This window comes from Streptomyces sp. NPDC091412 (assembly GCF_044756885.1).
GTDB lineage: Bacteria > Actinomycetota > Actinomycetes > Streptomycetales > Streptomycetaceae > Streptomyces.
In genome coordinates, this window is record NZ_JBIVTV010000004.1 from 136,048 (window position 1) to 149,999 (window position 13,952).

Sequence of the window (13,952 nt, forward strand, 5' to 3'; positions counted from 1 at the left end):
GGACTCCTGTTTCCCGTCGTACGTCCCCGTACGTGTCACGGCGTACGTCCCCGTACGCCGTCATGCGCCTTCGGCGCCCCCAGGTGAAGACTCTCGCAGCAACCGTTCCGTTCCCGGTCCCGGGCATTTGTCCGGGCCGGAAAATGCGTGGCATGTCACGCCCGGCACGCATTAGGCTCCCGCGCTTTCGGTGTCGTGGCCTGGGAGGCGGTGTACGTGGGCGCAGGACGGTTGTACGCGGCCGTCGCGGCGGGGGGATTCAGACGGTACGCGACGTATCGGGCGGCGACGGCGGCCGGGGTGTTCACCAATACGGCATTCGGGCTGATCCTGGTGTACACGTACCTCGCGCTGTGGGATGTCCGACCGCACCTGGGCGGATACGACCAGGCGCAGGCCGTGACGTACGTGTGGCTGGGGCAGGCGTTCCTGGCGGCCCTCGCGATCGGCGGGGGCGGCGTCGAGGACGAGCTGATGGAACGCATCCGAACGGGTGACATCGCCGTCGACCTGTACCGGCCGGCCGACCTCCAGCTGTGGTGGCTGTCGGCCGACGCGGGCCGGGCGATGTTCCAGCTGCTGGGCCGCGGGGTGCTGCCCTTCGTGTTCGGGGCGCTGTTCTTCCCGGTGGCCCTGCCGTCGGACCCGCTGGTCTGGGCGGCGTTCCTCGGGGCGGTGCCGCTGGCGCTGCTGGTGGGCTTCGGGATCCGCTTCCTGGTGGCGCTGAGCGCGTTCTGGCTGCTGGACGGCGCGGGCGTGGCGCAGATGGCCTGGCTGGCCGGGTACTTCTGTTCGGGGATGCTGCTGCCGCTGAACGTCTTCCCGGGCGCGCTGGGCGAGGTGGTCCGGGCGCTGCCGTGGTCGTCGCTGCTCCAGGCCCCCGCCGACATCCTGCTGGGGCACGCGGACCCGCTGGGCACGTACGTGTTCCAGGGGGCGTGGGCGGTGGCGCTGCTGGCGGCGGGGCGGCTGGTGCAGTCGGCGGCGACGCGGCGGGTGGTGGTGCAGGGTGGCTGAGTCCACCGCGGGCCCGGCCGGCAACCGGCTGGTGGAGGGGCTGCGCGCCTACCGCCTGATCGCCGCGATGTGGATCCGCTCCACGATGGCCTACCGCGCCTCCTTCGTCATGACCACCGCCGGGAGCTTCGTGGCGACCGGGCTGGACTTCGTGACGATCCTGCTGATGTTCTCCCGCGTCGACGCGCTCGGCGGCTACGCGCTGCCGGAGATCGCCTTCCTGTACGGGCTGTCCGCCACCGCCTTCGGGCTCGCCGATCTGGCGATCGGCTCCATGGACCGGCTGGGGCGGCGGGTGCGCGACGGCACGCTCGACACGCTGCTGGTCCGGCCGGCGCCGGTGCTCGCGCAGGTGGCCGCCGACCGGTTCGCGCTGCGTCGGCTGGGCCGGGTGACGCAGGGGGTGCTGGTGCTGGGCTGGGCGATGTCACGGCTGGACGTCGACTGGACGCCGCTGAAGCTGCTGCTGATGCCGGTGATGGTGGTGAGCGGCTGCGCGATCTTCTGCGCGGTGTTCGTGGCGGGGGCGGCCTTCCAGTTCGTGGCGCAGGACGCCTCGGAGGTGCAGAACGCGTTCACCTACGGGGGCACCACGCTGCTCCAGTACCCGCCGACGGTGTTCGCCAAGGAGCTGGTGCGCGGGGTGACGTTCGTCCTGCCGCTGGCCTTCGTCAACTGGCTGCCGGCGCTGTACGTGCTGGGGCGGCCGTATCCGCTCGACCTGCCCCGGTGGACGGCGTTCGCGCCGCCGCTGGTCGCGGTGGCGTGCTGCGCGCTGGCGGGGGCGGCCTGGCGGGTGGGGCTGCGGTCGTATCGGAGCACCGGGAACTGACGGGAACTGACGGGAACTGATGGGAACTGACGGGATCCAAAGGGGCGAAGGGGAGAAGGGGCGTACAGGGCGCATGGCGATGACGGTGGACGGTGTGGAGGGCAGGGACGGTGTGGGCGGCGCGGACAGCGAGGACGGCGCGGGCGGTGGTCTCATCGAACTCGACCGGGTCGAGAAGGTCTTCGACGTGCGGAAGAAGACCGGGTTCCTGAGGCGCGAGCGGCGGCAGGTGCGGGCGGTCGACTCGATCTCCTTCAGCGTGGCGCGCGGGGAGATGGTCGGCTACATCGGCCCGAACGGCGCGGGCAAGTCGACGACGATCAAGATGCTCACCGGCATCCTGACGCCCAGCGGCGGCCGGCTGCGGGTCGCCGGCATCGACCCCTCCCGCGAGCGGACCCGGCTCGCCCGGCGCATCGGCGTGGTGTTCGGGCAGCGGACGACCCTGTGGTGGGACCTGCCGCTGATCGACTCCTACCGGCTGATGCACCGCATGTACCGGATCCCCGACGGCCGTTACCGCGACAACCTCGACCGTTGTGTCGAACTCCTCGAACTCGGCGAGCTGTTGGACGTCCCCGTGCGGCAGCTCTCGCTGGGCCAGCGGATGCGCGGCGACATCGCGGCGGCCCTGCTGCACGACCCGGAGGTCCTCTACCTGGACGAGCCGACCATCGGCCTGGACGTCATCAGCAAGGCCAAGGTCCGTGGGTTCCTGCGCGACCTGAACACCGAACGCGGTACGACGGTGCTGCTGACCACGCACGACCTCCAGGACATCGAGCAGCTGTGCTCGCGGGTGATGGTCATCGACCACGGGCGCCTGATGTACGACGGCCCCCTCACCGGCCTGCGCGAGGCGGGCGAGAGCGAACGCACCCTGGTGGTCGACCTGGAGCGAGAGCTGCCGCCGATCGAGCTGCCGTCCGCGCGCGTGGTGCGGGTCGAGGGGCCCCGGCAGTGGCTGGCCTTCCCGGCGGCCGAGTCGGCGGCGCCCCTGGTGGCGCGGATCGCGGCGGAGTACCCGCTGGTGGACCTGTCGGTGCGGGAGCCCGACATCGAGGCGGTCATCGCGAGGATGTACGCCGAGAAAGCGGTCTCGTAGGCTGCTGCCATGACGGAGGACCTGCCGGAGCTTCGCGCTTCCGACGCCGATCGTGAACGAGTCGTCGAACATCTGCGGGACGCCCTCGCCGAGGGGCGGCTCGACATGACCGAGTTCGAGGAGCGACTGGAGGCGGCGTACCAGGCGCGCACGTACGGCGAACTCGCGCCGCTCACCCGGGACCTGCCCGTGCCCGGGGTGGTCGCCCCGGCGGTGAACATGGTCAAGCAGCCGGCGCGGGACGGCAGTTGGGCGTCGCGGGTGGTCGGCGGCGAGGGGTCCTCGTCGTGGGCCGTCGCCATCATGGGCGGGTTCGAGCGCAAGGGGCGCTGGACCGTGCCCAAGCGGTTCAACTGCTTCACCTTCTGGGGCGGCGGCGGCATCGACCTGCGCGACGCCAACTTCGCCGACCACGAGGTCGTGATCAACTGCGTGGCGATCATGGGCGGTATGGATGTGATCGTGCCGCCCGGCGTCGAGGTGGTGGTGCGCGGCATCGGCATCATGGGTGGCTTCGACCACCGCGAGGACGGCGTGCACGGCGAGCCGGGCGCCCCGCGCGTGATCGTGACCGGTGTGGCCTTCTGGGGCGGCGTGGGCGTCAGACGGAAGATCACCGAGGAGGAACGGCGCCGCCTGAAGGAGCAGCGCCGCCGGGAGAGGCTGGAGCGCAGGGAGGAACGCCGCAGGCTCGAGTAGCCGCGGCACCCCACCGCGGCGCGCCCTACAGCTGTGCCTGCCCCGCCTTCTTCAGCAGCTTCAGCTCGAACACCTCGGCCATCTCGCGGTATCCGAGGTCACTGGGGTGCAGATGGTCCCCGGAGTCGTAGTCGCCCCGCAGCCGCCGCGGAGCGTAGGGGTCCCGCAGCGCCCTGTCGAAGTCGACCACCGCGTCGAACACCTGCCCGCCGCGGATCTCCGCGTTGACCTGCTGCCGTACCGCGTCCCGGGCGGGCGTGTACCCGCGGTGTCCCTCGAACGGCATCAGCGTCGCCCCGACGACCTTCAGCCCGCGCGCGTGCGCCCGCGTCACCAGCGTGCGCAGCCCGCCGGTGATCCGCTGCGGGTCGGCGAGTCGCGGATCGCGCAGGATGTCGTTGATGCCGAGGTCGATGACGACGACCTTGGCACCGGCCCGCTCCAGCACGTCCCGCTCGAACCGGCTCAGCCCGCTGGGGTTGTCCGAGGGCCGCCCGAGCCCGTCGGACAGCACCTGGTTGCCGCTGATGCCCTCGTTGACGACGCTGTAGCGCGGCACGTCCCGGCCGTCCTCGACCGCCGCCCACAGCCGGCCGGACAGGACGTCGGTCCAGCGGCGGTCGGCGCCGACGGTGGCGGTGACGCCGTCGGTGATCGAGTCGCCGAGGACGACGACCGTCCCCTGGGCCTCGTCGCTCAGCACGTCCAGCGAGGTCAGATGGCGCCAGACGCTCGTCCGCTCCGTGTACGGCGTTCCGGTCACGTCCTCGGTGCGGTCGCCCTGGGCGACGTAGGAGATCTGGCGGGCGTGCGGGTGGTAGGTGACCGGGCCCGACGAGGTGGGGGAGTAGGTGGTGACCAGGACGTCGCCGCCCCGCGGTACGGCGATGCGCACGGAGTCGCTCGTCACCTGCCCGCCGGCCGGTACGACGACCGAGCGGGCGCCGGCGAAGGTGAGCCGCCGCATGGTGCGCGTGGCGGCGGCCGCGGTGGCGTCACCGGCGGCGACGGCGATCGAGGCGTGGGTGACGTTGAGCGGCGCCCGGCCGTAGAGATTGGACAGCGTGATCCGGGCACTCGTCCCGGCGACGCTCGTGTGCACGACGTTGCGCACCGAGCGGCCCGCCATGCCGTTGGTCGCCGTGCCGGGTTCGGCGGCGGCCGGTGAGGTGGCCCAGGTGGCGACCCAGGTGCCGGAGGAGGCCGGAGCGGCGGAATGGCCCGGCGCACGGCCGGCGGCCGGGGCGTCGGCCAGGCGGCCGGTGCCGGAGGCGATCCCGGCGTAGATGGCGGCGGAGACGACGACGATCAGTGCGACGATCGCGGTCAGCAGGGCGTAACCGTGGCGTCTGGTCATGCGGGCGATGCTCTCCTCGGGCGACGCCGGCCGGAGCCCCGGGACTCCGCTCTGATGGGCACATGGTGGGCCATGAGCCCGGGGAGAATCGGCAGGATCCTGCCGAACCCCCCTCCGGACAGACGCCGGGAACTCTTGTTCCGTTCCGGGAGTCGGTCAGGAAGGGACAATTGTCTGCGGGATCACCGAACGGGTGGAGTGGATGGAACAGACGACGCAGGCCGGCCGGGGAACGGGGGACGCCGTCTCCCAGCGCGCGATGACCGTGTTCAGCCCCGCCGACGAGGAGCGGCGCCGCGGGGTGCGCCGCATGAAGCTGACCGCCACCGGGCTGCTGCTGTTCGTCGCCGTGGTGTACGTGCTCGCCAAGTGGGGCGAGAACGCGGGCGCCGGCACCTGGACGGCGTACGTCGCCGCGGCCGCCGAGGCCGGCATGGTCGGCGCGCTCGCCGACTGGTTCGCGGTCACCGCCCTCTTCCGCCATCCCCTCGGCCTGCCCATCCCGCACACCGCGATCATCCCGACCAAGAAGGACCAGCTCGGCATCTCACTGGGCGAGTTCGTCGGCGAGAACTTCCTCTCCGAGGACGTCGTACGGCAGCGGCTGCGTGCCGTCGGCATCGGCAGCCGCCTCGGCGCCTGGCTCGCCCAGCCGGAGCACGCGGACCGGGTGACCGCGGAACTGGCCACCGCGCTGCGCGGCGCCCTGACCGTGCTGCGCGACTCCGACATCCAGGCCGTCGTCGGCGAGGCGATCACCCGCAGAGCCAACTCGCAGGAGATCGCGCCCGGCATCGGCAAGCTGCTGGAGAAGGTCGTCGCCGACGGCGGCCACAAACGGGTCGTCGACCTGGTCGTCTCCCGTGCGCACGACTGGCTGGTGCTGCACAGCGACTCCGTGATGGACGCCGTGCAGGGCGGCGCGCCCGGCTGGACGCCGAGGTTCGTCGACAGGAAGGTCGGCGAGCGGGTCTACAAGGAGCTGCTGCGCTTCATCACCGAGATGCGGGACATGCCCTCGCACCCGGCGCGCGGCGCGCTCGACCGCTTCCTCACCGACTTCGCCTCCGACCTCCAGTCCGACACGGACACGCGCGCGCGTATCGAGCGGCTCAAGGGCGAGGTGCTGCGCCGCGGCGAGGTGCAGGACCTGATCGCCTCCGCCTGGACGGCCGTACGGTCCATGATCGTCGCGGCGGCCGAGGACGAGCGCAGCGAGCTGCGCCTGCGGGTCCGTGCCTCGCTGCTGTCCCTGGGCGCCCGGATGGCCGAGGACTCCAAGACGCAGGGCAAGGTCGACTCCTGGGTCGAGGGCGCGGCGGTCTACGTGGTGACGACCTACCGCAAGGAGATCACCTCCCTGATCACCGACACCGTGGCCGGCTGGGACGCCGAGCACACCACCCGCAAGATCGAGGCCCACATCGGCCGCGACCTCCAGTTCATCCGCATCAACGGCACGGTGGTGGGGTCGTTGGCGGGAGTGGTGATCTATGCGGTGACGCGGGCCATGGGGGCGTAGGGCCTCGGTGACGGACGGGACGGGGCCTCCGGGCCCTGTCGTCGCATTCCCGCCTGTCGCGTCGGGTCCGGGCTTGGGCCGGTCGGCCGTCACCGGGGCGTGATCCACGCGGTTCGGGGGAACTCGCATGGCGTTCCGCTCGTCGTGGAGGGAGCCCATGGCCACCGCCGAGGCCGAGACCGGCCGTACCGTGACCACCGCCATTCCCGCCCGCCTGGACCGCCTTCCGTGGTCGCGCTGGCACTGGACGATCGTCGTCGGTCTCGGCACCGTGTGGATCCTCGACGGTCTCGAGGTCACGGTCGTCGGCAACATCGCCAGCCGTCTGTCCGAGCCCGGCAGCGGCCTGTCGATCAGCTCCGCACAGGTCACGGGCACCGCGGCCGCCCTCTATGTGGCGGGCGCCTGCGTCGGGGCCCTCTTCTGGGGCCGCCTGACCGACCGCTACGGCCGCAAGAAGCTCTTCATGATCACCCTCGCGGTGTATCTGGCGGCCACCGCCCTGACCTCGGTCTCCTTCGAGGCCTGGTGGTTCTTCCTCTTCCGCTTTCTGACCGGCTTCGGCATCGGCGGCGAGTACGCGGCCATCAACTCCGCGATCGACGAACTGATCCCCGCCGCGTACCGCGGGCGCGTCGACCTGATCATCAACGGCAGCTTCTGGGTGGGCGCCGTCGGCGGTTCCCTGCTGTCGATCCTCGCCCTGAACACCGGCATCCTGGCCGCCGACGTGGGCTGGCGGCTGACGTTCGCGCTCGGCGCCGTCCTCGCCCTGGTGATCCTTCTCGTCCGCAGGCACGTCCCGGAGAGCCCGCGCTGGCTGCTGATCCACGGCAGGGACCGGGAGGCGGAGGAGGTGGTGACCGATATCGAAGACCGGATCGAAACCGAGCGGGGCGAGCCGCTGCCCGAGCCGCGCGGCGAGATCACGATCCACCAGCGCCGCAGCGTGAGCTTCGTCGAGATCGCTCGCACGGTCTTCGCCGACTACCGCAGGCGCGCCGTCCTCGGCTTCTCCCTCTTCATCGGCCAGGCCTTCCTCTACAACGCCATCACCTTCGGCTTCGGCGCGATCCTCACCAAGTTCTTCCACGTCCCCTCGGACCACACCGGCTACTACTTCGCCGTCATCGCGGCGGGCAACTTCCTGGGTCCGCTGCTGCTGGGCCGCCTCTTCGACACGGCCGGCCGCCGGGTGATGATCTCCTCCACCTACCTGCTGTCCGGCCTGCTCCTGTTCGGCACGGCCTGGCTGTTCGGCCGCAGCACGCTGAGCGCCGGCACGCTGACGGCCTGCTGGTGCGTGGTCCTGTTCTTCGCCTCGGCCGGCGCCTCCAGCGCCTACCTGACCGTCTCCGAGATCTTCCCGATGGAGACCCGGGCGATGTCCATCGCCTTCTTCTACGCCCTCGGCACCGCGGCCGGCGGTATCAGCGGCCCGCTCCTCTTCGCCGACCTCACCAGCACCGGCAGGATCGGCGACACGGTCCTCGCCTTCCAGATCGGCGCCGCCCTGATGTGCGCGGCGGGCCTGGTCGCCGCCTTCCTCGCGGTCAAGGCCGAACGCCGCTCCCTGGAGGACATCGCCACACCGCTGACGGCGGTGCAGGCACCGGAGGCGGAGGCGTTGCCCTAGCTCTCGTTCGGGCGGGTCGCACAACCCCAGGCTGTCACCACGTCCTGAAGGAACCAGCCATGTCGAACTTCACCCCGTACCTGGAGCGCAACCGGACTTTCGCGGCCTCAGGTGCCCAGGCCGACGTCCCCCAGGTCCCGTTCATCCCCTTCAAGCAGCTGTACCTGATCATCTGCATCGATCCGCGCGTGGAGCCCGCGGCGGTGCTGGGCGTCCGGCTTGGAGAAGCGATCGTCGCACGTAACGTCGGCGGCCGCGTGACGCCGGCGGTCATCAAGGACCTCGCCTGGATCGTGCACCTGCACGAGAACAAGACCCCCGACGCGGACTGGTTCGAGATCGCCGTCATCCACCACACCGACTGCGGCTCGGGACTGCTCGCCGACGACGATCTGCGCGCCGGCTACGCCGCCCGCGGCGGCTGGGACGAACAGACCTCCTTGGAGATGGCCGTCCTGGAGCCGTCCAAGACGGTCCAGAAGGACATCGCCAGGCTGCGCTCGGCACCCGAACTCGCGTCGGCCATCGGCGACATCAAAATCGGCGGCTACGCCTACGACCTCGGGACAGGGGTGATCACCACCGTCGTGCAGCCCGGCTGAGCGGGACACGGTCGGCCCCGGCAGACCCGGTCCGGCGGCGAGACGGAGGCAGCTGCGTCCGACAGACCGGTTCCCGGCCGTCCGGCACCCGCTCGAAGGATCTCTGACTCAGGACATCAGCCGTGACAGCCTCTTACCGCCACGCGGGACGGAAGCTCGTGGACTTGCACAACCCTTTGCCGAGGTGCGTGGTCATGAATGCATCACGTTGATAACTGATGTCACCGAGGTGAACATGAAGTTCCGTCGTTCTCTGACTCTCGCGGCGGCGACGGCCGCCATGGCCCCGGCCGTACTTCTCACAGCGCCGGGCGCGTATGCGACGGATGACGCCTCACCCGCGAGCGCGACGACGGTCACCGCCGTCGCCGAGGACGATTCCTCTTCGACCGAGGGGGACTCGACCCCGCCCACGGGCGACTCGACCCCGTCCGACGACGCGAACGACAGCACCGGTCCCGGTGGGCCGGGCTCCGTCGGGGACAGCGGTGAGAAGGCCGGTACCGGTACCGGCGCGGACGGTTCGGCCGGCGAAGGCCAGGGCGGCTCGGCCGGTGAGGACGAGGCAGGCAAGGGCAGGGAGAACGCTGCCGAGGACCCCTCCAAGCCCGGCTCGGACGGCCCGAAGGGCGAGGACGAGCCAACCGGTAACTGGTGCGGTCCCTACCACAGCAACAACAAGCTGTTCATCCCCGTGGGGCGCGATTTTCCCCATACGGTCGTCGCCGGCAGCGGGTTCCACCCCTTCACGCTCCACGTGATCAACGACAGCGACCATGACATCAAGAGCCTCGAACTCGGCATCAGCACCAGGACATACGACTTTGAGACCCGTAAGTCCGCGTACAAGTACCTCGCCTTCCAGTACAAGCACCCGGCCGCTGGGACGTGGGCGGACGTCGACCTGGGCCAGTGGGGGAGCCAGTGGAGCGCCGGCCGCTTCGTCACCGTTGATGTCGCGGCCCACGAGTCCCTGACCGTCGACATGCGCATGAGCGTGGCCGGCGACGCGCCGGCCGGAATCGGCGAGGTCGATACCTCTGGCTGGTACACCGACGACGACGGCAACTCCTGCTCCTCCTATACGGACATCACCTCCGAGTTCAACATCGACGCGGCCGGTACCGACACAGGCAACCCGCCGGAGACCGAACCCGGGACCGAGCCCGGGACCAAATCCGGGACCGAGCCCCAGGGCGGCAGGAACGAGAACACGCCGACGCCCACCGCCACCGTCACCAACGGGACGAACTCGAACGGCCACTTGGCCCAGACCGGCGCCGGTTCCGCCCTCCCTGCCATCGCCCTGGCCGGCGGCCTCGCGGTCTGCGCCGGTGTCGGCGCGGTCTACGTAGTCCGCCGACGCAAGGCCACGGGCGCCGGCACCACAGCCTGACGCACGACGAGGCGGCCGCACCGGCCTCATCGAAGGAACCGGTCGGCCGTCTCGGCGCCGTAGGGTCAGCCGCCGTAGAAGTACCGCGTGCCCTTCTCGATGAAGTGGGACGCGTAGACCCGGCCGAAGACGGGCTTGCCGCGGTACATGCCCACATGGCCCCGCCCGCTGTCGACCACCACCGGCCGGGCCATGCAGGCGAACTTGTTGCGCTGCTGCTCCTCCGCCCACAGCACGGCGGCCGGATCGACGTTCTCGCTGACCAGGACGGGGAAGGCGCCGACCCCGGTCTGGAGGCCCACGGGCAGCCCGCCCTTGGTGTCCTTGGCGTACTTCAGGACCCCGTAGGTGAAGTCCCTGATGGTGCCCACCGTGATCTCGGGGACCGCCGCGGCCACCGTGAACAGGTGCAGATTCGTGGCCACCCAGAGCATCCGGAAGTCGGAACGGCGTCCCACGAGGACGGGCATCCCGTGCCAGTCCTCCCACCGGGTGCCGCAACCGTCGGCCCGCAGCCGGCCCTCCAGGCCGGCGAGGTAGGCCCCCGCCCCCGACTGCTGCTGCCCGAACTCCTGTTCATACATGAGCGGGATCCTATGCCCGCCGTGGCGTCGTCCGTCAGGCTCCCGTCGTCGAGCCCGGCCTGACGATCATCAGGACCGTCACGGCGGCCCACAACAGGTTGAACTGGCCGGTGAACATGGCGAGTCGAACGGTGGCCCTGGGGCTCAGGGTGGGGGCGGCGGTCGTGGGGGCGGTGACGGTGGTGGTGGTCGTCGCGGCGCCGCCGTCCCCGCCGTCAGCGCCGTCGGTGCCCTCTGCCACCCGCCGTTCCTCCAGGGCCTCGGCCATGGCGGTCTGCCGGGGCAGCACCAGCGCGACGAGGACGACGGCGGCGAGCGCGGTGAGGACGATCGACACGATCAGCCAGGTGTCGCCGAGCACGCCCATGTTCTTGGCCGTGGCGAACCCGAACACCGGGACGGCGACCCCGACGACGGCGTAGACCCGGCAGATGCGCAGCAGCAACAGCACGGTCTCCACTGCCCGCGGGTCCTCGGGCGAGGCCAGAGCCCGGCGCGCGGCGGGCGGGAACATGCTGGCGGCTACGGTGACGGGCCCGATGGCGACGATCGCGGCCAGGACGTGCACGGCGAGAAGGAACTTGGTCACGCCTCGACGCTAGACACCGGGCCGATCTTGAAGAAGTGGCGGGAGTGACAGGGATCAACGGATTCCCGCCACCGCCGCCACCACCCCCGGCGCGGACGATCGGCGGCCTTGCCCACCCCCTCCGGGAGGCCGGGCCCAGCGGTGGCCTAGCGGGCGTCCCGCCGGTCGGCCACGGCCCAGGAGGCGAGGGCGACCGCACCCGCGACCGTGAACACGGACGGCCAGGCGCCCACCTTCTTGGCCAGCGGATGCGACCCGGCGAAGGCGGCGACGTAGGCGGCGGTGAGCGCCCCTGCCGCCTTCCCGCCGGCCCGCTGCCGCCACTGCCACGCGGACGCGGCCCCGGCGACCGCCAGTACGGCCCCGCCCCACTCCCGCTTCCCGGTCCACCGGGCCACGCCGTACCCACCGACGAGCCCACTCGCGGCGACCACTGCCGCAGGAACCCTGGCCATCACTGCCTCCCGCTCTCGTAGGACAAACCAGGCTAACCCGCACGTCAGGCGGTGGACTGACGGGGGCCTGCCATCCCCGCCGAATGGTGAGACGCAGGTCACGTCGATCGCCTCGGCGGGTCTGTCACACATCGCGGACCGGGCCCGTCGTAGGTGTGTAAGCGAAAGCAAGCGAAGCAGCACGAACCAGAACGAAGCAGCGCGAACCTTTACAAGGAGCCCAGCATGGAAGCTCGTCTCAACCTCTTCGGCAACGCCCTCGCGGCCACGTTCCTCCGTCAGATCAACGCCGCGGGCAAGACCGTGACGGACTCGCCCCTCCCGGCCTCGACCCAGGAACTGGTGAAGATCCGCGCCAGCCAGATCAACGGCTGCGGCTTCTGCCTCGACATGCACACCAAGGACGCCGCCCACGCCGGCGAGACGGCCGTACGCCTCAACATGGTCGCCGCCTGGCGCGAGGCCAAGGTCTTCACCGAGGCCGAGCGCGCCGCCCTGGAACTGGCGGAGCAGGGCACCCGCATCGCCGACGCCGCGGGCGGTGTCACCGACGAGGCCTGGGCCGACGCCGCCAAGCACTACGACGAGGACCAACTGGCGGCCCTGGTCACCCTCATCGCCATGATCAACACCTACAACCGCCTGAACGTCATCGTCCAGCAGCCCGCGGGCGACTACGAACCGGGCATGTTCGGCTGACCCGGTACCCGGGCCCCCGTCGACTGCGACGGCTCGCCCGTCGACCTCGTCGGCCCGCTCGTCGGCCTCAACGGCCCGCCCGAGGACCCGTCGAGCCGGCCTGAGACCCTTTCCCCATGACCACACCACCAGACGGACTGCCCCGCTACCGGGTCCTGACCGGCCCGGACGACGCCTCGTTCTGCCGCCGCGTGAGCGAGGCGCTCGACCTCGGCTACCGACTCCACGAAGGCCCGGCCCTCACCTTCAACGGCGAGAACGTCATCGTCGCCCAGGCGGTGGTCTGGCCGACGGGGCCGCAGGAGCGGGGATAGGGACGTCCGTGCCCGGGCGAGCCGAGAGTCACGCCCGGGCCGTGCGGCCGGTTCCGGGGCCGGTCAGACGACCACCCCGGCTCTCTTGTACGAACGCAGCAACAGCGCCGCCTCCGCCCCCGTCACTCCGTCCAGTTCCGCGAACACCCGCGTGGTGAAGTCGTGCACGTCCTGGGCCGAGCGGTGGCTGGAGTAGCCGAGAACGTTCGCCCGGCCGGTGGTGATGACCAGGTGCCGTACGTCGGATTCACGGGCCAGGCGGCGTACGGCCGTGTCCAGCGCGCGGTGTTCGACGGAGAGCCGGAAGCGGGCCTCGACGGGGAAGCCGAGCACACCGGGCTCGGTGTGCAGACGCAGGTGCAGCACGTGCGAGTCCATGAGCCGGGCGAGCCTGCGCCGGGCCGTGGTCTCGCTCACGCACAGCTCGCGGGCGAGCCGGGCCATGGGGATGCGCGCGTCCCGCTCGAGCAGAGCCACCAGATGGCGGTCGAGCTCGTCGACGACCAGCGGCTCGGGCAGGGCCCCGCCCTCGGCGACGCGACGGCGGGACGGCGTGGGCTCCTGGCGGTACGGGTCCCAGTCGTTGGCGGTCAGCAGGAGCCGTAGGACCACCGCCGTGTGCACGTCGGTGACACCGGGAATGCCGGCGATCGATCCGTCCACCGTGGTCAGGAGCTGCTCGGGGCCCGGCACGAGGACCTCGGCCAGTACCTCGGGCGAGCCGGTGGCCACGTCCACGGAGCGCGTGTCCGGGCGGCGCGCGAGCGCGAGGGCCACCGCGTGCAACGTCCCGGGCGCGCAGCGCACCGCCAGCTCCACGACCAGTCCCTCGCCCAGGTACTCGGGTACCAGGAACGCCGTGAACCGCACCAGGCCGGAACCGATGAGCCGGTCCAGCCGGCGTGCCACGGTGCGCTCGTGCACCTCGAGGCGGCCCGCCACATCCGCCCAGGCGGCCCTGGGGTCGCGGGCCAGCAGCCGCAGGATGGCGTGGTCCAGCGCGTCCAGAGCCGACGGCGCCGCTTCACCGGGCTTGCCTGAATCCGCCAATGATCACCTCTCACATGCTTGTTTCCACTGAATATCCGGGGAGTCATTGCCGAGACTAAGTCGTTCGGGCGACCTTGAGGGGCACTTTCCGCCAG

The 13,952-nt window shown here is 71.1% G+C and carries 15 protein-coding genes; 10 read left to right on the plus strand and 5 right to left on the minus strand.

The window, feature by feature from the left end; all coding sequences use genetic code 11:
* The first annotated feature begins 216 nt into the window (after positions 1-216).
* From ACIQMV_RS11950 to ACIQMV_RS11965, 4 genes are all read left to right on the plus strand, one after another.
* A complete protein-coding gene (locus tag ACIQMV_RS11950; RefSeq protein WP_172632956.1) occupies positions 217-1,017 on the plus strand; it encodes an ABC-2 family transporter protein in 801 nt (266 codons plus the stop codon).
* The gene (locus tag ACIQMV_RS11955; protein ID WP_253266161.1) at positions 1,010-1,849 is read left to right on the plus strand and encodes an ABC transporter permease; all 840 of its coding nucleotides are present in this window, start codon (positions 1,010-1,012) and stop codon (positions 1,847-1,849) included. Before ACIQMV_RS11950 ends, ACIQMV_RS11955 begins: the two co-directional genes overlap by 8 nt.
* Before the next feature lie 79 nt (positions 1,850-1,928).
* Positions 1,929-2,954, plus strand: a complete 1,026-nt coding sequence (locus ACIQMV_RS11960; protein WP_402592902.1) for an ATP-binding cassette domain-containing protein — start codon at positions 1,929-1,931, stop codon at positions 2,952-2,954.
* 9 nt (positions 2,955-2,963) lie between these two features.
* Positions 2,964-3,653 (plus strand): DUF1707 domain-containing protein, encoded by a 690-nt coding sequence (locus ACIQMV_RS11965; RefSeq protein ID WP_141360567.1) that lies wholly within the window; start codon positions 2,964-2,966, stop codon positions 3,651-3,653.
* A 25-nt stretch (positions 3,654-3,678) separates the two neighbouring features.
* Here the strand turns inward: ACIQMV_RS11965 and ACIQMV_RS11970 are convergent, their stop codons facing one another.
* Positions 3,679-5,010, minus strand: a complete 1,332-nt coding sequence (locus ACIQMV_RS11970) for an SGNH/GDSL hydrolase family protein (protein ID WP_402592543.1) — start codon at positions 5,008-5,010, stop codon at positions 3,679-3,681.
* Between the two features lie 202 nt (positions 5,011-5,212).
* On the opposite strand from ACIQMV_RS11970, the gene ACIQMV_RS11975 reads away from it, so the two are divergent.
* From ACIQMV_RS11975 to ACIQMV_RS11990, 4 genes are all read left to right on the plus strand, one after another.
* On the plus strand, positions 5,213-6,532 hold the full coding sequence (locus ACIQMV_RS11975) for a DUF445 domain-containing protein (RefSeq protein ID WP_402592544.1): 1,320 nt from the start codon (positions 5,213-5,215) through the stop codon (positions 6,530-6,532).
* Between the two features lie 157 nt (positions 6,533-6,689).
* Positions 6,690-8,168 carry an MFS transporter gene (locus ACIQMV_RS11980; RefSeq protein ID WP_402592545.1) on the plus strand — a complete coding sequence of 493 codons (1,479 nt, stop codon included), beginning with the start codon at positions 6,690-6,692 and terminating at the stop codon, positions 8,166-8,168.
* A gap of 59 nt (positions 8,169-8,227) precedes the next feature.
* Positions 8,228-8,770 carry a carbonic anhydrase gene (locus ACIQMV_RS11985; RefSeq protein ID WP_402592546.1) on the plus strand — a complete coding sequence of 181 codons (543 nt, stop codon included), beginning with the start codon at positions 8,228-8,230 and terminating at the stop codon, positions 8,768-8,770.
* 235 nt (positions 8,771-9,005) lie between these two features.
* The gene (locus tag ACIQMV_RS11990) at positions 9,006-10,166 is read left to right on the plus strand and encodes an LPXTG cell wall anchor domain-containing protein (RefSeq protein WP_402592547.1); all 1,161 of its coding nucleotides are present in this window, start codon (positions 9,006-9,008) and stop codon (positions 10,164-10,166) included.
* A gap of 65 nt (positions 10,167-10,231) precedes the next feature.
* Here the strand turns inward: ACIQMV_RS11990 and ACIQMV_RS11995 are convergent, their stop codons facing one another.
* The 3 genes from ACIQMV_RS11995 to ACIQMV_RS12005 form a co-directional block, all read right to left on the minus strand.
* Positions 10,232-10,750 (minus strand): levansucrase, encoded by a 519-nt coding sequence (locus ACIQMV_RS11995; RefSeq protein ID WP_402592548.1) that lies wholly within the window; start codon positions 10,748-10,750, stop codon positions 10,232-10,234.
* 34 nt (positions 10,751-10,784) lie between these two features.
* Entirely contained in the window at positions 10,785-11,339 is a 555-nt protein-coding gene (locus ACIQMV_RS12000; protein ID WP_402592549.1) for a DUF2269 family protein, read from the minus strand.
* A 146-nt stretch (positions 11,340-11,485) separates the two neighbouring features.
* Complete coding sequence (locus ACIQMV_RS12005) at positions 11,486-11,794, minus strand: hypothetical protein (protein WP_402592550.1); 309 nt, start codon at positions 11,792-11,794, stop codon at positions 11,486-11,488.
* A gap of 225 nt (positions 11,795-12,019) precedes the next feature.
* On the opposite strand from ACIQMV_RS12005, the gene ACIQMV_RS12010 reads away from it, so the two are divergent.
* Together ACIQMV_RS12010 and ACIQMV_RS12015 are read left to right on the plus strand one after the other, a co-directional pair.
* Complete coding sequence (locus ACIQMV_RS12010; protein WP_402592551.1) at positions 12,020-12,493, plus strand: carboxymuconolactone decarboxylase family protein; 474 nt, start codon at positions 12,020-12,022, stop codon at positions 12,491-12,493.
* Positions 12,494-12,609: 116 nt separating this feature from the next.
* Positions 12,610-12,807, plus strand: a complete 198-nt coding sequence (locus ACIQMV_RS12015) for a DUF1737 domain-containing protein (RefSeq protein WP_402592552.1) — start codon at positions 12,610-12,612, stop codon at positions 12,805-12,807.
* A 63-nt stretch (positions 12,808-12,870) separates the two neighbouring features.
* Here ACIQMV_RS12015 and ACIQMV_RS12020 read toward each other — a convergent pair whose 3' ends face one another.
* Positions 12,871-13,857: an Lrp/AsnC family transcriptional regulator gene (locus tag ACIQMV_RS12020; protein WP_402592553.1), complete on the minus strand. Its 987-nt coding sequence runs from the start codon at positions 13,855-13,857 to the stop codon at positions 12,871-12,873.
* Positions 13,858-13,952: the final 95 nt, after the last annotated feature.